The organism is Helicobacter vulpis (assembly GCF_003660395.1).
Lineage (GTDB): Bacteria > Campylobacterota > Campylobacteria > Campylobacterales > Helicobacteraceae > Helicobacter > Helicobacter vulpis.
Map to the genome: position 1 here is coordinate 49,898 of NZ_QXQT01000005.1, position 19,507 is coordinate 69,404.

Below are 19,507 nucleotides of genomic sequence, written 5' to 3' on the forward strand. Positions count from 1 at the left end.
TGGTTTTCTTGGGGACTTTTCTGGTTTCTTGCGGGCACAAAAAGCCCCCCAAACCCAAGTCAACTCACAAGGCACACAAGGCACATAAAAAGCTTTTCATTAAAAAGAGTGCTGCGCAACGCAAGCAAGAGGCGGAAATCGCGCGGATAAAAGCCCTAGAACGCTTCAAACTCATCTACATTTACACGCCCGTGTTGCGTTTTTATGATTACGGCACGATCGAGCGCAATAAAGAGGGCGATTTGCAGATCGAGCTCTACCAACTCAGCAAAAAGGCCGGGGAGATTGTGATCAAGAAAAACTATCTGTGTTTTTCTGGCATTTGTTCGGCCAAATGGAGCGCGGCTAGGGATCTCTTTGGCAAGGTGAGCTATGGGGATCTCTTTGATGACATCGTATTAGGGCATGATATTTTTAATGGGATTGGCAAGCGCATAGAGCCCAATGGAGAGGTGGTACAGCGTTTTGTACAAGGCGGGGAAGTGATCTACTACGAACGCAAACCAGATAAAATCCTTTTCCAAAACATGAGCACGGGTACAGCCATTGTGATCCAACAATACCACCCCCCTAAGTGAGGTCTGTGTGCATTGGTGGTGGCGATCATGTGTGGTGTTGGTACCCATGTTGGGGCAGGCCAATGGGTTTAAAATTTCTGAACAAAGCTTGAATGGGACCGCGCTCAATTCTGCCTATATTGCCGGGGCGCGGGGTGCGGACGCGAGCTATTACAACCCGGCCAATATGGGTTTTAACAACGACTGGGGGGAGAATGAAAGCGAATTTGAGATCACCAGCACGGTGATCAATATCCCCGCTTTTAAATTCATGGTACCTGGCACTAATCAGGGGCTTTATTCTGAAACGAGTTTAGTGATGAACCCTAGTGATGCTAACAACGCGGCCATCATCAATATTTTGGGTCTGGGAGGTGTGGCCACTTCTGCAGCCCAAAAACTCATCGATGGGGGTATTCCTGCGCTCAAGCAGCTCATTAACAACTTGCAGGGTCTCACTAGCCAAAAGGTTACAACAGTGGCCTCTCTGCCCAGCGCGCAAGTGGTGAGCGGTTGGACCGGCACGACTAATTTTGTACTGCCTAAGTTCTTTTACAAAACACGCAATCACAATGGCTTTACCTTTGGGGGGAGTTTTACCGCGCCCTCTGGCTTAGGCATGAAATGGAATGGTCAGGGTGGGGAATTCTTGCAAAATGTCTTTATCATGATGGTTGAGCTTGCCCCCAGCGTGAGCTATACCATTGGGGATCGTTTCTCTGTGGGGGTGAGTGGGCGTGGACTCTACGCAACAGGCAAATTTGACAACACCGTTTATGTGCCTTTGCACGGCGCATCGGTGTTGAGCGGGAGTCAAATTGTGGGTTTGCCCAATAATGTCTTTAGCCAGCAAGTACCCAGTTCGATGCGCGCCCAACTAGCTAGTATAGGCTATCGCCCCGCAATGCAATGCACTGCAGAGATGAATCAAAATAGCCCCGTGTGTGAAACTTATTACAATGGTCTCAAACAAATTATGCGCTATAGCGGCTTGCAAGAGGCCATCTCTGATCTCTATGGCACTTCTCAGGTCGTCCAACAGAGTAATGGGAGCTCATGGGGGGGGGGTTATAAAATCGGGGCGAGTATGCGGGTTTTTGAAAATGGCATGTTCTCTGTGGTCTATAACAGCAGTGTAACTTTTAACATGCGGGGAGGACTGACTGCGCTCACTAAATTAGGCCCTAGTTTAGGGAATGTACTCACAAGAGGGCATTTAAATATCAATGTTTCTTTACCCCAAGTGATCAACATCGCTTACGCTCACGAGTTTTTCAAACACCACTTGCGCGTGGAGGGGGTGTACGAGCGCACTTTTTGGAGTCAGGGCAATAAGTTTTTAGTGACTCCAGATTTCGCCAACGCGTCTTATCAGGGTATTGGGGGCACGGTGCAGTTCTTGAGCGCGGCGACTCTTAAAAACATGGTGGGTTTGGCAGATTTTAGTGGGGTGATGAACATGGGAGCGGGTTGGCGCGACACCAACACCTTTAGGCTTGGCACGACCTATATGGGCAGAAATCTGCGCTTGATGGGCGCGTTGAGTTACGATCAGGCCCCCAGCCCCCAAGACGCTATTGGGATACCCGATTCGAATGGCTATTCCATCGCCTTTGGTGCCAAATACAATTTTAGAGGGTTTGATATTGGTTGGGGGGGTACCTTCACCTTCAAAAGCAATCGGGATAGTTACTACCAGTCTAAAGATATTGGCCAGCTGCGCATTTTTTCGGCATCTTTGGGGTATCGGTGGTAAGATAATCTATAAAAAAGGATTTTTATGCCCCATGTTATTGTCATTGATATTCAAGAGAAATTGCTTGGAGTGATGGCAGAAGCGGACGCGCTCTTGGCCAATTGCATCCAATTTTTACAGATTGCCCAAGAGTTAAAGCTTGAAATCTTAGCAAGCGAACAAAACCCTAGTAAATTAGGGCCCAGTGTCGCGCCCTTACAGGCTTTTTTAGGCACGCCCCACACCAAGGAACACTTCAGCGCTGCCCCCGTGCTCACTCCCCTCTTGCCCGCTAAGGCGCATTTGATCTTGCTAGGCATTGAGGCGCATGTCTGTGTTTATCAAAGCGCCAAGGATTTCTTGCGCGCAGGTTTTGAGGTAACCATCCTAGAGGATTGTACGAGCTCTAGAGATATGCGCAACAAAGCGCGCGCCCTAGCCGACTTGCAACACTATGGGGCGCACATTTTAAGCAACGAAATCGTTGCCTTTGAGTGCATGCAAACCTACACGCACCCTAGTTTTAGGGCCATCTCCAAGCTGATCAAATAGCCTAGCCAGAAAGTTGCGCGCACAATGCTAAAAGGGTGTCCGCGCTGTACTGAGCAAGGGCTAGGGTCATCTTTTGATGACAGGGGAGAGAGAGTGTGGCTTGGTAGAAATCTTGGGCTTTGGGCAAGTGCAAAAGCCCTAAGCGTTCTTGATAGAGTTTAAAGGTGTGGATGGGTTTGTAGTGCACCTGTACGCCTATTTGTGCGTCCAATAAAGCCTGCAACAACGCGTTTTTTTTCTCCCACAGATTGGAGTTTAACAGAATCGCATAGAGATGATTCGAACTGGTGATGTGCGCGGGCAAAGAGGCGTGTAAGGGCGTGAAATAGGGATTATCGGTAAAGAGACGATCGTAAAAACATGCGATCTCTTCGCGCACCGCGATGAAGCGGTCCAATTTGGGGAGTTGGCTCAATCCCAAAGCCGCTTGCAATTCATTCATTCTAAAATTATAACCATAACCGGACACTTCTACATGAAAGCCTTGGTTTTCTACCCCATGGGCGCGCAAGAGTTTGAGTTGGTGGTAGAGTTCTGTACTATGCGTGGCAATGAGCCCCCCTTCTGCGGTGGTGATGGGTTTGATAGCGTGCAGGCTAAAAATCGTGGCATCGGCTAGCGCGCCAATCTTTTGCCCTCTATAACTCCCCCCTAGCGCATGGGAGCTATCTGAGATAAAATAGAGTTGGTGGCGCGTACAAAATGCGCGCAGAGCTTCTACTTCCACACTCCGCCCCCCATAATCCACGCTTACCAATGCTTTAATGCGCTGGGGGTGTGCGCATGTGTGATACACCTCCTCTAAGCGCGCGGGGTCTAGATTGCCATCTGCGCCAATATCGCAAAATAGCGGGGTGGCTTGGCATGCTAAGAGCATGTTTGCCGTCGCCACAAAGCTAATGGGGGTGGTGATGGCAATTTGTTCTGCCAACCCTAGGGCTTGATAAGTCATCAGCAGTGCAGAAGTGGCGCTATTGCAGGCAATGACATGCTTGACACCCAGATAAGCGGCTAGGGCGTTTTCAAACGCCTCTAATAAAGGCCCTTGCGCTAGATGCGCGCCCTGCAACGCGCGCACAACTGAATCAATGTCGTCTTGATCAATGCATTGGGTACTATAGGGGTTCACTCAATCTCCTAATACGCATTCAAAACCCTGCAATCTGTTCTCTCACTCCCTCAATGATCCAATCTGGAGTAGAGGCCCCCGCGCTGATTCCACAGAGTCGTTTGCCCCTAAACCACGCCGGGTCCAGATCGTTAAAATCCTCCACCAAGTAGCTATCTGTACAAAACTCCTTGGCGATGTGAAAAAGCTGTTTGGTGTTAGAAGAAGTTCTACCCCCCACGATGATCATCACATCCACCTCTTGACTGAGTTCTCTAACCGCCTCTTGGTTGTCAAAGGTGGCATTACAGATGGTGTTGAAAATGCGCACCTCCGCACAGCGAGTGATCAAGAAGTTAGCGATCTCTAAGAGTTTGGGGGTTTGCTTGGTGGTCTGAGACACTAGGGTTACTTTTTTGCCCAGCTTTTTACCCTGCAATTCTTCTAGGGAGTTGACCACTAGGGGAGGGGTGCTAGAGTAGCTAATCACCCCCTTGACCTCTGGGTGGTTAGCATCCCCAAATAGCACGATTTGATAGCCTTTAGCGCTCATCTTTTCTACAATTTGTTGGGGCTTGATCACATAGGGACAGGTGGCATCAATAATATGCGCCCCTTTTTCTTTAAGCAAAGCCAAATCATTTTTAGGGATGCCATGCGTGCGGATGATCACACTGCTATGCGACTCAATAGCCCCCACATCGTCTTGCACTCTGACATTAAAATCGCGCTCTAGGCGTTCAATTTCTTTAGGGTTGTGGATCAAAGAGCCCAAAGTCAGACTATCTTTATTCTTTTGGGCGATCTCAATGGCGCGCTTGACCCCAAAGCAAAAGCCGTAGTTCTTAGCCATTTTCACTTGCATTTGTGTCCTTAATACGGGCGATACGCCCTAAAATCTCTTGAAATTGGGGGAAGGAGACATCCATACATGCGGCGTTCTTGAGAGTCCCCCCGCAAGCTAAAAGCGCGCTCGCAAAACTCAAGGCGATGCGATGATCGTTAAAACTCTCTAGGGGTTCTTTGGGGCGTTTAAGACAGCCCCCTTTAATTTGAAAACCATCTTCAAAGCCCACACATTCTACGCCCATTTTGGCTAAATTAGCTAAAGTGGTGGCGATGCGATCGCTCTCTTTCACGCGCAACTCTTTGGCATTTTTTACCACGCTCACCCCCTGGGCCACACTCATTGCCACAGCTAGGGCGGGCAATTCGTCGATCAAAGAGGCGATGTTTGCTTGAAGGGCGATGGCTTTGAGGGGGCGGTGTTCTACATAAATATCCCCCACAGGTTCGATTTCTTGAGCGCGCGGGTGCAATTCCACATGCGCGCCCATTTTTTCTAAGACTCTAAAGGCCTCTGTGCGCGTGGGGTTGAGCAAGACATTTTTGAGCAACACCGCACTTTGGGGCACAAGTACCACGGCGAGGGCAAAGTAAAAGGCGCTAGAAGGATCCGCTGGGATCGTCCAAGAAAAGGACTCTAGGGGCTTGCTCAAGGGTTCTAGAGTGATGCCTTGGGGAGTTGTGTGGATATTGGCCCCTAGGGCGGCTAGCATGCGCTCGGTGTGATCGCGGCTCAAAGAGGGCTCGCTAAAGATGAGGGGGTCTTTGGCCTGCAAAGTGGCTAGTAGCAGCGCGCTTTTCACTTGTGCGGAGGCGATGGGGCTATTGTAAACAACCCCCTTTAAAGGTGTGCTTACAATACTCAAAGGGGCTAGGGTATTTTGAGCCCGCGCGCAAATTTGCGCACCCATTTGTACTAGGGGGGCGATCACGCGCCCCATAGGCCGTCGACTCAAAGAAGAATCGCCCACTAAAATGTAGTGGTTTTTTTGGCTTTGGCTACTACTGAGCAGTCCGCTCAAAAGACGCATGGTCGTGCCCGAATTGTGGCAATTTAAAGGCTTTGCAGGCTCGCTGAAGTGTAAAAATTGTTTAGGAGGGGTGAGCTTAAGGGTGTTGGGGGTGTGTTTTTGTACCTTTAAACCCAACGCCTTAGCGATATGAAGAGTACTCAAGCAATCCTGCCCTGTGAGCAAATTTTGTACCAAACAGGGCTGTTGGCATAAGAGTGCAAAGAGGAGCGCGCGATGACTCAAAGATTTGTCCGCAGGCAGATGATCTAGGACAAGATCAAATTTAGAAGCGGGGGCAATGTGTAGCATTACTTGAGTTTGGCGTTGAAATCGCGCTCGAGCACGCTTAGGGCCTGCTGCGTGACGCTTTGTAATTGCGCATCTGTCAAAGACTCCTCAGATTGGATTTTCAAGCGCACACTCAGCGCGATCTGATCGGCGTTCTCTGTATAGATGTCTAGGGGGAAGACTTCTTTTAAATGGGGGATCTGGGCTTTTAGCAGGCTTGTTTTCAGCGCGCTAAAGGGGTGATTGTTATCAATAAGAAGGGTTAAATCCCTAAAACTGGTGGGGAGTTTAGAAAACTCTTGGGCTTTATAGGGCTTTGGGTGTAAATGCGTACAATCAATCTCGGCAATAAAGCCCTCTAGCAGATCTTCTTTTTGTACCAACAGCGGGTTGAGCGCGCCTAAAACCCCGATTTTTTGCCCCTCTTGCACCATCCACGCGCTTTGGTAGGGGTGGTAGGTGGTGTTCAAATAGGGATTTTCTTGGGCGTGCTCTTGGGTGATAGGCTCTAGATCAAAAGCCCCGATCACACTAGAGATCGCGCGCGCAAAGGCGTAAAAATCCCACGCCTGCCCCTTGGGGTGGGGGTAGTGGGGCAGGCTTTTAAGCCCGCTGGCCAAAAGGGCTAGAGTGGATCGCTCTTCTCGCTGGGGGGTGTACACACTGCCCAACTCTAATAAAGCGATGCTTTTAAAGCCCAAATTTTTATTGCGCGCGCAGGCCTGCAAGAGACCCGGGATTAAAGAGGTGCGCAGGGTGTTGAGATCGTTATTGATAGGGTTGAGCAGGTCTAGTTCTTGGGGCAAGGTGGGGTAACCCAGGCCGTGTAAAAACGCCTTCTTGGCAAAGAGATAGTGTACCACTTCTTTGAATTGTAGGGCTAGAGCACGGCTGATTAAAGCCCGCTCAAATTTGTAGCGGGTGTAATGGGGGTTGGTGTCGCTCAGTTCGCTAAGGGCGAGGGTCTGCTTGGGGATGTGTTCTAAACCCACAAAGCGCAACACCTCTTCGGCGACATCTTGAATTGTGGCGATGTCGTGGCGGTGTGAAGGCACTTGGATCTCCAAGCGCGCCCCCTGCGCCCACACCCCAAAACCCAAGCGCGTTAAAATCTCTTGGACACGCGCGCCATCCACATGCAAGCCCAGAATTTGGGCGATGTCTTCTATGTCTAGAGTTATGCGTATGGGGTTTAAAGAGTGGCTAGATGGACCCAGTTGTAGGGTGGCATTAGGATAAAAACGCGCCAGCAACGCAGCAAGCCACGCCAAGCCCTCCTGTACCTTTGGATGACTCCCGCGCTTGGTTTTATAAGTCAGGCTTAAAGAGGCGTGTTCTTGGGGGTGTTTGTGCAGGCAGCGGCATAGATAGGCTGGGTCTATGAAACTGGCTTCTATCAGGCATGGGCTTGTGCGAGGGGGTTTGGGGGGGGTTACCCCGATATTTGCCAGAGTTTGAGAAGCCTGTTTGGCGTGCAAAAAGCCCTCCGTGCTGACACCCACTTCTAAGGGCCCAAAAGGATAGGCGTGTAAGATCACACCGCTAAGATAGGCGGCGTATTCTAAGAGATTCTCCAGCGGGCTAGGGTGCAAACTATGCTGCCAAGCTAGAGTAAGGGCGATCTCAAGGGGCGTAACCGGGGTGTCCCCATCTAGCAGGGCATAACTTAGCGCGCAGGGGGGGAGCAAGGGGGGTAGAGAAATCTCTAGACTAGCATGAGAGATCGGTTGAGGGGGGGATTTTAAGCAAAGAGGATAGAGCGCGCCAAGTTCGCGCGCGATCCCTAGTACACTCAAACAATCCCCCCGATTGGGAGTGAGCGCGATGTCTAAAAGCGCGCCCTTAAAAAAGGGCAAGTCCTTTAAAGGTGTGCCCAACACAAGCGCGCGATCCCTATTCACACTGCTATCTAAAATCAAAATCCCTTCATAGAGTTTGGGCAGGCCTAATTCTGTACTAGAACACAGCATGCCAAAACTCTCCACCCCCCTAAGGGTGCTCATCTGTATGTCTAAGTTACAAGCCTGCAAATGCGCCCCCATCAACGCCACGGCCACAAACTGCCCTGCGCCCACATTGGCCGCCCCACACACTATCTGCAACACCTCAGAACCCACATCCACTTGGCACACGCTAAGTTTGGTGGCATTGGGGTGTTGGGCACACTCCAAGACCTTGCCCACCACCACCCATTCAGACAGCTCAAAGGGCATCACGCCCTCTACCTCTAGACCGATACGACTCAAATCCGCGCATAGGGTGGGCACATCGGGCAGAGAGCCCTCTAAAAAATCATGCAGAGCGTAAGTGTTTAATAACATCAAAAGGCCTCTAACAATCTCAAATCGGTTTCAAAAAAGCTTCTTAGATCGTTGATCTCGCAGGTGAGCATGGCCAAACGCTCAATGCCCAGCCCAAAGGCATACCCACTCACACCACAAACCCCCACATTCTCAAACACCCTTTGATTCACACAGCCCGATCCGAGCACTTCTAACCAACCGGTGTGGGCGCACACTCTGCACCCCCGCCCCTCACAAAAAACACAGCTAATGTCGGCCTCCGCGCTGGGCTCCGTGAAGGGAAAGAAACTAGAGCGCCAACGCACGCGGACATCTCCAAAAAAGTGGTGCAAAAAATCCTCTAACACCTGCTTGAGATGCCCAAAATGCACACGGCGCGCGCGATCCACTACCAAACCCTCCACCTGATGGAACATAGGAGTGTGGGTGGTGTCGTAGTCGCGCCTGAAAGTGGGGCCCACGCTAATCATCTTGATGGGGGGTTCTTGGTGTTGCAGGGCGTGGATTTGGGTGGGTGAGGTGTGGGTGCGCAAGAGCTTGCGATCTTGAAAATAAAAGGTGTCTTGCATGTCGCGCGCGGGGTGGTAGGCGGGCATGTTGAGCGCGTCAAAATTGTAAAACTCATCCTCAATCAAGGCCCCTAGGTGGAGCTTAAAACCCAACTGGGTGAAATACTCAATGATGCGATCCTTAGTGTGGCTCAAGGGGTGGCCAAAACTTGCGCGCAAATGGGTGTGGGCCAAGCTCCAATCGATTTTTTGGGCGCACAATTTGGCCTCTAGGGCTAGGTTTTGCAGCTCTTGCTTTTTAAGCGCATGCGTGCTGGTGAAGGCCTCTTTGAATTGGTTGAGCTCTTGGGCCTTTTGTGCCTTTACCTGCCCCTCTAGGCTTTTGAGCTGGGAAAATTCTTGGGTGAGCAACCCCTTTTTACCCAAAACCTGTAGGCGCAGATTCTCCAAGCCCTCAAGGGTGGTGGTGCTTGAAATTTGGGTTAAAAGGGCCTGTAGAGTTTGCAAAGAACCTACTTGACATCAATTTTGAAGGTGTGCACCTCATTATTGAGAGCCACCCTCACCACCAAGGTCCCGGCGGTAATGTGTTTGGGATCCACCACGACAAAGCCCCCCCTAGCCTTGCTATTGGGCTTGAGTGTGGACTTTCTAAGATAGTTGATGGCCATGATCTTAAAAGCTTGCCGTTCATCTTGCATGATCGCCTGGGTTTGTGCGTCATCCATCATCATAAAGGGCACGCCCATCATCATATCGTAGGCCAAGAAAGCCCCCTGCCCGTAGTAGAACATCGGCGAGGGGATATTGTCCCCCGTAATGGGCGTGGAGGGTACGGCGATATTGAATTTTTGTAACACCGGGTCAAAATCGTAGCTGGATTTGAGCATTTGTTTAAAACTGAGCACGGGCAGATTGCGTTGCCCTTCACTCACACTGATATGACTGCTGTCAAAATCCAGAGGACTACCCCCTGTCAGCTCCGCCCCCACATAGAGCACTAAGGGAGGATCGTCCAAGCCCTTGAGTTGCTTTTGGGCTACCTCTACCTGCACCTTAGAATTGGGCTGACTGGAGGTGAGCACCTGCACTCCATTATTGTACCTGGACACCTGTTCGGGAGTTATACTAAGCTTTGCGCACCCCGCGATAAAAGCTACTGAAAGACAAGAAGCAACAACTAATGACCTCATGAACACCCTTTTATTTTGATAAGTTCAAAATCCAAATCGGTTGGCAAAAAAACCATCAGAGTCCCCCGCGGCCTCTTGTGCGAAGACTCCCTCTAATTGTTCTTTGATGTCATAATAGCTAAAACTTTCTTTAAAACCCTCAATTTTACCCCCGCTGGCGTTTTTATGCCCCCCTCCGTTAAAATATTGTTTACTTATGCTACTCACATCGCATTTTCCATTGGAGCGCAAACTCACATTGCCCCTAAAACTCACATCCATATAGAAGTCAAATTCGGGGTTTTGGCGCAAAAACAAATTTGCCAACACGCTAATCCCCCCCATGCTATAACTCAAAAATCCTTTTTTACCCTCGCACGCCACACTGCACGCCTCTTTTTTTCGCGAAAGCAGGGCTACCTGCGCATTTGAAGCGATGTTATCCATCGTCTCCGCATCCGGATCCCCGCCCAAAGCGATTTTTTTGAGTCTGAAGAGATCGTTATCAAAGCGCACCGCCCCGTTTTCTTGATGGATATAACTGGGTACATGCTCTAAAAGGGCAAATTTGTAGGCGCGATGCTCCACATCAAACATGAAGCGGTTGAGCTCATGGGTGCTAGCGATCATGCGCATACACACCTTACCTAGCTCAAAGCCAAAACCCTCTTCTTGCCAAATGTCAATGGAGTTGATCATCTCCACCATTGGGGTGAGTTTTTCTAACGCGCCCTCTTGTAGGGGCTTGTAATGCTCTTTAAGGGTTTCATAGGTGATTTTAGAGGCGCTCCTTTCTACATCTAAATGATACCAGTGGTAGCTTTGCGCAGCGTCCTGCCCTGTGATGTGGTGATCCAATAATAAGAGTTCTACCTCCTTGCCCTGCAAACGCAAGGCTTCGCTTTCCTTTTGCAAAAACTCCGCCTCGCCCAAAGTCAAGTTCAAATCCGTAACTAAAACCAACACCTTTTGTGCGGAGTGTTTGGGGATCGCGCCGATGATCTCCTTAAGTCTTGCTGAAACCTCCTTGCCATAATTGGCGTTGTAATAGGTGATGTTCTCAAAAAAATGACGGCTGACAAACTGGCAACCATAGCCATCTAAATCAATGTGGGATAAGTGAAAGACTTGCATCAGTGTCCTTAAAAATTGATATTAATTGTGCCCAAAACTTCGTATTTAGCGTTGGTGTCTAGCTCGGCATGGCTTAAAACCACAATGTCGATCTTAAACTGCTCCATTTTGGTAGAGAGGGGGCGGCGCAGCTCGGGATCGACAATGAGAATCACCGGGGCGATCCCGCGCTGTAAGATTTTCATCGATTCGGCGGAGATGTTCTCAATGAGTTGTTGCATCTCGGTGGCGTTTAAGAGTAAGAATTTGCCCGAAGCTTGGTCTTTGAGTTTGTTTAATAAAAACTGCTCGGTCGCCGTACCCAAAGTGAGGAGCTTGAGCGTTCCGTCCTCGGATTTAAAAATATTGGTGATGACTCTTGAGAGCCTTGCGCGTACCTGCTCGGTTAAAATGGTGATGTCGTTTTGCACACTGGGGGCGATGTCGGTAATGGTTTCTAGAATAGTGAGCATATCCCTAATGGGGATTTTCTCATGCAAGAGTTCTTGCAACACAGAGCGAATCACCCCGGTGGGGATCTTCTTTGCCTCTTCCACAATGGCGGGGTAATCGTTAGCGAGCCGTTCTAAAAGCGATTTGACTTCATCTTTAGTGATAAACTCTTCGGCGTAGTTTTTGACCAACTCGCTGGTGTGTGTGGCGATCACGGTGGAGGGGTCAATGATGGTATAGCCCTGAATGATCGCCTCCTCTTTGTCTTTGGGTTCGATCCACAGCGCGTCCATGCCAAAGGCAGGCTCTTTGGTAGGGATTCCCTCGATCTCTTTGCCCGCAAAGCCGGTATTCATCGCCAAAAAGCGATCGGGCATCACGCTCCCATCGCCAATACTCACCCCCTTAAGTTTGATTTCATAATGTGTGGGGGGGAGCTGGAGATTGTCTCTAATGCGGATTTGGGGCATGAGAAAGCCATAATCGCTAGCAATCTTTTTTCTAATCCCCCGGATGCGCTCTAACAAATCCCCGCCCTGCTTGACATCGGCTAGAGAGATGAGCTGGTAGCCTAGGGCTAATTCTAAAAACTCAATTTTAAGCACCTCATTGATGGCTTGCTCTTCTTCTTTTTTGATTTCTTCTGCGCTTTTGGGGGGGCGGGCGATGGGAGCTTGTTCTACCTGCGTGGCGGTTCTATGGGAGAGATCGATTCCGGTTTTCTTACTCAACCAATTTTCAAACTTAGTAAATAGATTGTCCTTACCCTCCCTAGAGATGAGCCATGCAACAAATAAAAACAAACTCCCCACAAAGGCGAGCGAAAAGGTGGGCAAACCGGGCACGCTAGCAAAGAGCAAGAGAATAGCGCCCACAATGACTAAGGTCTTGCTCTTGTCTGTAAGCTGGGTGATGAGCTTGCTAGCGAAGTTTTCTTCTTCGTGCTGGGTGGTGCGCGTGGCAACAATGCCCGTAGCTGTGGCGATGATGAGTGCGGGGATTTGCCCTACAAGACCATCCCCAATAGTGAGAATCGTAAAAGTAGATGCGCTGGCATTAATGCTCATGTCCCTTTGAAACACCCCCACTAAAAAGCCCCCGATGATATTGATCAAGGTGATAATGATGGATGCGATCGCATCGCCTTTGACGAACTTGCTCGCCCCATCCATTGCGCCGTAAAAATCCGCCTCTTGAGTGAGGGCTGCGCGCCGCCTTTTGGCTTCATCACTATCAATGAGCCCGGAGTTCAAGTCCGCATCGATGGCCATTTGCTTGCCTGGCATCGCGTCTAGCGCAAAGCGCGCGCGCACTTCTGTAACGCGCGTTGAGCCATTGGTTACGACTAACAAATTCACCAAGACCAAAATACAGAAAATGATCGTCCCGATGACATAATTCCCGCTCACGGTGAATTCCCCAAAGGCACTGATAATGTCGCTCACCGCGCTAGGTCCCTTATAGCCCTGTGTTAAAATCATGCGCGTGGTGGCGACATTGAGCGCGAGGCGATAAAGCGTAACAATGAGGAGCAAAGTGGGGAAGGCGCTAAAATCCGTAGGCTTGGTGATGTAAAGCCCAATTAAAATAATGAGCACAGAGAGCGCGATGGAGATGGTAAGTAGAAAATCCAGCAAAAAGGGAGGCAGGGGCACGATGATGATGCCCAAAATGGCGATCACAAACACCACCACCGTCAAGTCTTTAGACTGACTCAAGTGTCTTAGGAAGGGAAAAGCCTTTTTAAGCACATTCTTAGATTTATTGCCCGCCACGCCTGCTACTACCCTTTATTTGAAGATGGGTGTATTCTACACTCTTTCATGTAAATTTTCACTTTTCTAGGCTATAATCAAAGATTGTTAAAATTTTAAGCTAGGAGTTTACATGGCCTTAGGTGCAGCAAAAAAGCAAGAGATCATCGCCAAATACGGCAGGCAAACAGGCGACACGGGGTCTAGCGAAGTACAGGTCGCCTTGCTTAGCCAACGCATTAGCGATTTGAGCGCGCATTTGAAAACCAACCCCAAAGATCACTCCAGCCGTTTGGGGCTTTTAAAATTGGTCGGGCATCGCAGAAATCTGCTCAAATATCTCAAGCGCACCCAACATGAGCGTTATTTGGAGCTCATTCAAGCGTTGGGGATTAAGAACCGCTAGGTCTTTTTTGAGCGCATCGGGTTTTTTTACGCTCATCTTTGCGCTGTTTTTTCTCACTTCTTTTAAAAAGCCTCTCGCGCAGATTCTTTTGGTTGTCTTGGCACTGGGGGCGTTGGGCTACTATCTCAAGTTCAGACCCTCTTTAACACTGCCCCGCGCACACAAATGGCTAGCATGGGTGTGGGTGCTCATGTTTGCAAGCGTGTTGCCCAATCTCTTCATGGATGATTCTTTGGCGCATTTTTCTTACAACTTGCGCCTGCTCAACATGCCCTTGATCTATCTGCTGGGCGCGTTGGCGTTGGTGTGTTTGAGTAACGCCTCTATCGCGCTCCACCAACGCGCCATTTTTTACAGCATGGCCTTTGCATGTTTTCTAAATAGCGCGATCGCACTGGTACAGCGCATAGGTTTTGGGGTGGGGCGGGTGGACGCTTGGAGCACCATTGTGGGGTTTGTAACCCTGAGCGCTATTGCGATTCTTGGATGCTATATCTACGCGCTCTACACGCCCAAATACCGCGAAAAGGTGTTTTTCAGCGTGGCCATGGGGGTGGGGTTTATGGTGGTGATCTTGAGCGCGACTCGCAGCGCGTGGATCGCCTTTGGATGTACCTTTATCGCTCTCTCCGCTCTCATTCTCTACTTGCAAAAATCATGGCGGGTTTTGCCCTATATGCTGGGCATGGGCGCGCTGTTCTTGGGGCTTTTTGTGGGCGAACAGACCTTAGAAAAAAACGCCTTCATTAAGACCTCGCGCAACACGCAAGAAACCTTTAGCCACGATCTCAAACTCTACGCCCAAAAGAATGCCGATTCGAGCATCGGAGCGCGCCTAGATCGTTGGAAGGAGGCCTTGGCCATTGTGCGCCTCTCCCCGCTATTTGGCATGAGCTTGAGTACGCGCTGCAAGCGCATGGGCGAAATTATCGCCATGGCGCATTCCTACCACAGCGTAGCAGAAAGCGATTGCAAGGGCAAATACGACAATGAGATTTTCAATGTACTTGCCCATAAGGGGCTTGTGGGCTTGGGAGTACTCTTGGCATTTTGGATCGTTGTGGCGCGTATCTTTGTCAAACGACTTGCATGCCATCCCCAACTCTCGCTTCTCATGCTCGCGTTGCTGGGTTTTTACCTCGTCTTGGGGATGGGTTTTGACCCCTTTGCCTTCTTCATTGAAGGCAGTTTCTTTGTGGGCATGGTGGTGATGGGCATGGTGGGGACGCGCGCTCCCACTTAAAGCATGGTATTATCTTTGCTTGTCATTTAAAAAAAGCAAAGGATCGGTGTGGCAGTCAATCCCATTCACTTAGACACCGCTAAAACGCCTAGCAAGGGCAAGACCCCCTCTGCACACAAGGCCGTTTTAGACGATAAAGACGCTTTCAAACACCTTTTAGCCAAACAGAAAAGCCATCTGAAAGCATCTGAGGATCACACTGCGGCGAAAAAATCGGCCTTGCTCGCCAAATTGAGCAAGCAGGACAAAAACGCCCCCTTGGACAAAACCAAAGCCAAGCAAGGTACAGACATCGCCCATAGCCCCCTAGCCCATTTGCTAGATGGCAAAATGCCCAAAACCCCAGAATCGCCTAAAAAAAGCGCCAAGGACACCCACCTTGCTAAAGAATCCGCTAAAGAATCCGCCCCAGCCAAAAAGACACAGGAGGGCGCACAACTCCCAGAAAACGCCAAACTCTCAGACATTAAAAAACTCAAACTTGCCAAGAAATTGGGTTTGAATGCCATCCAGCATGAAAAGGGTGTATCCCCCACAAAAGCGCAGATCAAGGACGCAAAAGCGGGGACTAAAGCCCCTCTCTCCACCCAGAATTTACTCAAAATGCAGGAGAAATCTAGCGCATCTGCTAAGGATAAAGCCCCCTCTATCGCCTCCAAAGAGAGCCCTGATTCAAGCCCCAAGCCCGTTAGCAAACCCTCTAATCAAACCCCTACGCCCAAAGCCCCCCTAAGCCAACTTTTAGAACACCAAGGCGTGGCCCAACACAAACAAGAGAGCGCGAAACTCCATGCGCAAAAACTCTATGGGCACACCCTACCCAAAGACAACGAAACCAATGATCGCGAGATCAAGCAGGCGTTTAAAGAAGCCCTTGTGCAGTTCCCCCCCTCTATTTACGCCCCCCAATCCCCCTTGCATGGCCCAGCCAAGCCCGCATTAGAAAAAGATAAGGACGAAAAATCCGATGTCAGTGCCTTAAAAGAGAATGTGTCTCATGCGCCCATCCAACATGTCCAAGATAAGGACCTGCCTAAAGCCCCTTTGATCAAAGAGACTCTAAAGAATTTTGCCGCCGAGCTCAAGCAGGAGTTACAAGATTTCAAGCCCCCCATTACCAAACTCTCTATGGAGCTCCACCCAGATAAGCTGGGCAAGGTAGATGTCGTGATCCAACAGGTGGGCAAGAATATCCAAGTGAGTGTGAGTTCTAGCGCGCCTGTGGCCGCCTTGCTCTCTTCTTACAACAATGAATTGCGCCACAATTTGGCACAAATGGGCTTTAATGATGTGGATGTGAGCTTTATTGCGCACAACAACACCGGGCATGGCTCTAACCACCCCCAACAGCAGGGGCAGTTTCAAGATCACCACCCGGGCCAAAACAACCCCTCCAATCCAGCCCCCTCTAAGGACACCAACGCCCCCCCCCTTAGAACCTTCTAAAAGTGGGGGACTCTACGCCTAAGATCAGCTGGTTTGGGTATAATGGGGGATCATACCAAAACGGGAGAAGGGCATGCCCATTGATTTAGCAGAAGTGACCGGGGCAAAAGCGGCAATGGAGAAAAAGAAACACGAGCCCAAGATCGCCAATGGCTTAGACAAAGACGCGTTCATGAAGTTGTTTTTAGAACAGCTCAAGAACCAAGACCCCACCGCCCCCATGGAGACAGACAAGATCATCACCCAAACCGCGCAACTCACGCAAGTAGAGATGCAAGAAGAGAGCAAGAAGACCATGAAAGAAGTCGCCGATGCGATGCAATCTAGCAAGGACACCAACCAATCGCTCAAAGACTTTCAAGGCAAGCTCAAAGAGACTTTAGAGCATTTAGACAAGGGCATGGACAATAGTCTAAAAGCCAGCGCGCTCTTAACAGAGGCTTCTGGACGCAATAGTGTTACCATGATTGGCAAGATTGCTGAAACCGATGTCAAGGGGATCAATGTGGGCAAGGGCAAGGTAACTTTTGCGCTCTATTTTGATCAACCCATTCAGGCCTCAGAGGGCAATCCGGGAGTGCAAATCTTTGATCAAAACAAACAACTCGTACGCACTCTCTCTTTGAAAGAGAAAAATGGCCAGCAGGGCTATGTGAATTTTGAGTGGGACGGTTTGAATCAGGAGGGCAAACCAGTCAAACCGGGCACTTATGAGGTTGTGGCCGAATACAATTTAGACCCCCATAGCAATAAATACCTCCATACCCGCATTGGCAGGGGGGAGGTGCAAAGCGTGGTGTTCAACAAGGGCAAGCCCATGTTGCGCATGGGGGAGATGGTTTTGCCCATGGATAGCGCGCTAGAATTTTACGACAAACCCAGTTCACGCCATGAACAAGAGCAACATGAGAGTCTAGCCCACCTCGTGCAGGCCAAGGCCCCCACACCCCCCAAAGAGGTGGCAAGCACCAAGCCCCAACCCACCCCACCCCAAAACGCCCCCTCTAGCGCGCGCTTGTCTCAAGCCCCACTTAAATCCCCCCCCCATCTCTCTAGTACCACTCCCGGGCAAGAGCACACCCCCCCAGCCTCTAAAGCACCCCCTACAGAGCATCGCCAGCAGAGCGCCCCTACCTCCGCTACAAAATCTCTAGCCCATGATGCCAGCCATCCGGCCCACACAACGCCAAAGGCCCAAGCATGAACGACACCATTCTCAACGCCTATTCAGGGATCAAAACCCACCAATTTGGCATAGACAGCGTTTCTAACAATATCGCCAATATCAACACGATTGGCTATCGCCGCAATGACCCGGAATTTAAATCTCTCTTTGCTTCGCATTTGGATTCTCTAGGGGGCAATACCGTTACGGCCAACGATCGCAATTACGGGGCGGCCGCAGGGGGGAACGCCATTTCTAGCAAAGATGGGGAGTACATGCCCAGCGATTCGGAGTTTAACATGGCCTATCAGGGGAGTGGGTGGTTTATTGTGGGGCCTAATAAAAATGGGAGCATGCAAATTAATAAAGATGGCTACCAGCAAGCCCAAGAGAATTTTTATACCCGCGATGGGAATTTCTTGCGCGATGCGGATGGCTACATTGTCAACTCGCATGGCTATTATGTCTATGGCGTGGATTTGCACAAAATCAAGAATGGGATTTTGACCGCAGGCAATCCAGATGAGGAGACTAAGGCCCTGCACGCGGGCAAACTCACCCCCCTTTATTTGCCCCGCGATGTGCAATACCAACCCGTGGTAACCACAAAACTCAATTTGAGCCTCAATTTAAACCCTAAAAACCATGTGCGCCCCGCTGAAGAATACTTTCTAGATGAGAATGGGGAGGTGATTACGGATCGCTTTTTAAACCAAGACGCTAACGCGTTGGCCAATGACGATAACGAGCCCTTGGATTTGGCCATGCACCGCAATTTGGAGATCATGGTAGTCAAGGGCGACATCGCGCAGGACTTCACTTTTAAGTACGGCAATGGAGGGATGGAAAAAAATGAGTTTAGGACTTTAGGAGATCTGAAAAAATTGCTCCAAACTAGGGCACATTTGGATTTAGGCGTGATCAAGAGCAACCCGGGCGATGTCCAATCGCATTTGCTCTTGCAGATCAAAAACCCCAGCGACCCCACCGCCACGATCGCCATCGGGGGGCACATGGCTGAAAAACTCGGCTGGACAGCCAATGGGGCGATCCTCAAAAAAGGAGAGTCGCGCGATTCGACTTCTATTCGCATCCCCTTTTATAGCACCACTGCAGAGATTTACGACAAGGCCGGGCAAAAGTATCTCTTGAAAAGCGACTTTTTTATGACAGAGATCAAAGACCCCATGAATCCCAATTCTGAGGACAAATGGGAGGTGGAGAGCTCCATCATTGAAATGCGCGATAAAACCCCCATTAACAAGCCTGTGCGCCAAACCATCACCTTTGACAAGGCAGGCAAGATTCACGCCAACCCTATTACCCTAGACTTCAAGGGCAACCCCTTGATCTACTCTTTAGACAAGAGCGATGACTACACTTCTAGCGATGTGTCCTATGAGGATTCTAAGATATATCAGATTTCTCAAGATGGCAAACCCAAGGGGTTGTTGCAAAACATGCGCATTGATGATGATGGGATTATCCATCTCATCTTTAGCAATGGCGCGTTGGAGACAATGGGGAGAGTGGGGATCGCTGCCTTCATCAACGATCAGGGGCTTAAAAAGGTGGGGAGCAATCTCTTTGACATCCAAAATGCCACGGTGAATGGGAGGGCTGCCCCTTTGAGCGGGAATCCCATTATTGGCTGGGATCGCGATGATGGCAAGCTCAAATTTGGCAAGGTGATGCACAAATACCTAGAGACCAGCAATGTCAACGCCGGGCACTCCTTGACAAATTTGATTTTAATGCAAAGAGGCTACTCTATGAACGCCAAAGCCTTCACAACCGGTGATGACTTGATCAAAGAAGCGATCAATTTGAAGAAGTAGGACCAG

The 19,507-nt window shown here is 49.9% G+C and carries 16 protein-coding genes; 8 read left to right on the forward strand and 8 right to left on the reverse strand.

Annotated elements, in window-relative coordinates:
- The first annotated feature begins 8 nt into the window (after positions 1 to 8).
- Genes EAO38_RS02700 through EAO38_RS02710 form a run of 3 tightly spaced genes read left to right on the forward strand, consistent with a single transcriptional unit; the run spans position 9 to position 2,844 of the window.
- Positions 9 to 578, forward strand: a complete 570-nt coding sequence (locus EAO38_RS02700) for an HP0838 family lipoprotein (protein WP_121020932.1) — start codon at positions 9 to 11, stop codon at positions 576 to 578.
- Between the two features lie 7 nt (positions 579 to 585).
- A complete protein-coding gene (locus tag EAO38_RS02705) occupies positions 586 to 2,313 on the forward strand; it encodes an OmpP1/FadL family transporter (protein WP_407927409.1) in 1,728 nt (575 codons plus the stop codon).
- A 24-nt stretch (positions 2,314 to 2,337) separates the two neighbouring features.
- Positions 2,338 to 2,844: an isochorismatase family protein gene (locus tag EAO38_RS02710; RefSeq protein WP_121020871.1), complete on the forward strand. Its 507-nt coding sequence runs from the start codon at positions 2,338 to 2,340 to the stop codon at positions 2,842 to 2,844.
- Position 2,845: 1 nt separating this feature from the next.
- On the opposite strand, the gene pseC is transcribed toward EAO38_RS02710, so the two are convergent.
- Genes pseC through flhA form a run of 8 tightly spaced genes read right to left on the reverse strand, consistent with a single transcriptional unit; the run spans position 2,846 to position 13,424 of the window.
- Positions 2,846 to 3,973, reverse strand: a complete 1,128-nt coding sequence (pseC, locus tag EAO38_RS02715; RefSeq protein WP_121020873.1) for a UDP-4-amino-4,6-dideoxy-N-acetyl-beta-L-altrosamine transaminase — start codon at positions 3,971 to 3,973, stop codon at positions 2,846 to 2,848.
- Between the two features lie 19 nt (positions 3,974 to 3,992).
- A complete protein-coding gene (locus tag EAO38_RS02720) occupies positions 3,993 to 4,817 on the reverse strand; it encodes a 4-hydroxy-3-methylbut-2-enyl diphosphate reductase (protein ID WP_121020875.1) in 825 nt (274 codons plus the stop codon).
- Positions 4,798 to 6,120, reverse strand: a complete 1,323-nt coding sequence (aroA, locus tag EAO38_RS02725) for a 3-phosphoshikimate 1-carboxyvinyltransferase (protein WP_121020877.1) — start codon at positions 6,118 to 6,120, stop codon at positions 4,798 to 4,800. Before aroA ends, EAO38_RS02720 begins: the two co-directional genes overlap by 20 nt.
- Positions 6,120 to 8,420, reverse strand: coding sequence for a YtpR family tRNA-binding protein (ytpR, locus tag EAO38_RS02730; protein ID WP_205588328.1), 2,301 nt, complete (start codon positions 8,418 to 8,420; stop codon positions 6,120 to 6,122). The genes aroA and ytpR overlap by 1 nt, the downstream gene beginning before the upstream one ends.
- Positions 8,420 to 9,418, reverse strand: coding sequence for a phenylalanine--tRNA ligase subunit alpha (gene pheS / locus EAO38_RS02735; RefSeq protein ID WP_121020879.1), 999 nt, complete (start codon positions 9,416 to 9,418; stop codon positions 8,420 to 8,422). Before pheS ends, ytpR begins: the two co-directional genes overlap by 1 nt.
- A 5-nt stretch (positions 9,419 to 9,423) precedes the next feature.
- Positions 9,424 to 10,104: a hypothetical protein gene (locus tag EAO38_RS02740; RefSeq protein WP_121020881.1), complete on the reverse strand. Its 681-nt coding sequence runs from the start codon at positions 10,102 to 10,104 to the stop codon at positions 9,424 to 9,426.
- Between the two features lie 24 nt (positions 10,105 to 10,128).
- Positions 10,129 to 11,217, reverse strand: a complete 1,089-nt coding sequence (locus EAO38_RS02745; protein WP_121020883.1) for a DHH family phosphoesterase — start codon at positions 11,215 to 11,217, stop codon at positions 10,129 to 10,131.
- 8 nt (positions 11,218 to 11,225) lie between these two features.
- A complete protein-coding gene (gene flhA, locus EAO38_RS02750; protein ID WP_121020885.1) occupies positions 11,226 to 13,424 on the reverse strand; it encodes a flagellar biosynthesis protein FlhA in 2,199 nt (732 codons plus the stop codon).
- Between the two features lie 112 nt (positions 13,425 to 13,536).
- Between flhA and rpsO the strand changes: the two genes are divergently transcribed.
- The 5 genes from rpsO to EAO38_RS02775 all read left to right on the forward strand — a co-directional run bounded on the left by rpsO (position 13,537) and on the right by EAO38_RS02775 (position 19,501).
- Entirely contained in the window at positions 13,537 to 13,809 is a 273-nt protein-coding gene (rpsO, locus tag EAO38_RS02755; RefSeq protein ID WP_121020887.1) for a 30S ribosomal protein S15, read from the forward strand.
- A 7-nt stretch (positions 13,810 to 13,816) separates the two neighbouring features.
- Positions 13,817 to 15,052 (forward strand): O-antigen ligase family protein, encoded by a 1,236-nt coding sequence (locus EAO38_RS02760; RefSeq protein WP_235852480.1) that lies wholly within the window; start codon positions 13,817 to 13,819, stop codon positions 15,050 to 15,052.
- A gap of 48 nt (positions 15,053 to 15,100) precedes the next feature.
- Positions 15,101 to 16,498, forward strand: coding sequence for a flagellar hook-length control protein FliK (gene fliK, locus EAO38_RS02765; RefSeq protein ID WP_121020890.1), 1,398 nt, complete (start codon positions 15,101 to 15,103; stop codon positions 16,496 to 16,498).
- A gap of 73 nt (positions 16,499 to 16,571) precedes the next feature.
- The gene (gene flgD / locus EAO38_RS02770) at positions 16,572 to 17,702 is read left to right on the forward strand and encodes a flagellar hook assembly protein FlgD (protein WP_235852481.1); all 1,131 of its coding nucleotides are present in this window, start codon (positions 16,572 to 16,574) and stop codon (positions 17,700 to 17,702) included.
- The gene (locus tag EAO38_RS02775) at positions 17,699 to 19,501 is read left to right on the forward strand and encodes a flagellar hook-basal body complex protein (protein WP_121020892.1); all 1,803 of its coding nucleotides are present in this window, start codon (positions 17,699 to 17,701) and stop codon (positions 19,499 to 19,501) included. Before flgD ends, EAO38_RS02775 begins: the two co-directional genes overlap by 4 nt.
- Positions 19,502 to 19,507: the final 6 nt, after the last annotated feature.

Bases quoted from the DNA above. Each gene is read 5' to 3' on its own strand.
- aroA (WP_121020877.1), bottom strand. From the start codon at position 6,120: ATGCTACACATTGCCCCCGCTTCTAAATTTGATCTTGTCCTAGATCAT.
- rpsO (WP_121020887.1), top strand. From the start codon at position 13,537: ATGGCCTTAGGTGCAGCAAAAAAGCAAGAGATCATCGCCAAATACGGC.
- EAO38_RS02745 (WP_121020883.1), bottom strand. From the start codon at position 11,217: ATGCAAGTCTTTCACTTATCCCACATTGATTTAGATGGCTATGGTTGC.
- ytpR (WP_205588328.1), bottom strand. From the start codon at position 8,420: ATGTTATTAAACACTTACGCTCTGCATGATTTTTTAGAGGGCTCTCTG.
- EAO38_RS02740 (WP_121020881.1), bottom strand. From the start codon at position 10,104: ATGAGGTCATTAGTTGTTGCTTCTTGTCTTTCAGTAGCTTTTATCGCG.
- EAO38_RS02710 (WP_121020871.1), top strand. From the start codon at position 2,338: ATGCCCCATGTTATTGTCATTGATATTCAAGAGAAATTGCTTGGAGTG.
- EAO38_RS02775 (WP_121020892.1), top strand. From the start codon at position 17,699: ATGAACGACACCATTCTCAACGCCTATTCAGGGATCAAAACCCACCAA.
- EAO38_RS02720 (WP_121020875.1), bottom strand. From the start codon at position 4,817: ATGCAAGTGAAAATGGCTAAGAACTACGGCTTTTGCTTTGGGGTCAAG.
- flgD (WP_235852481.1), top strand. From the start codon at position 16,572: ATGCCCATTGATTTAGCAGAAGTGACCGGGGCAAAAGCGGCAATGGAG.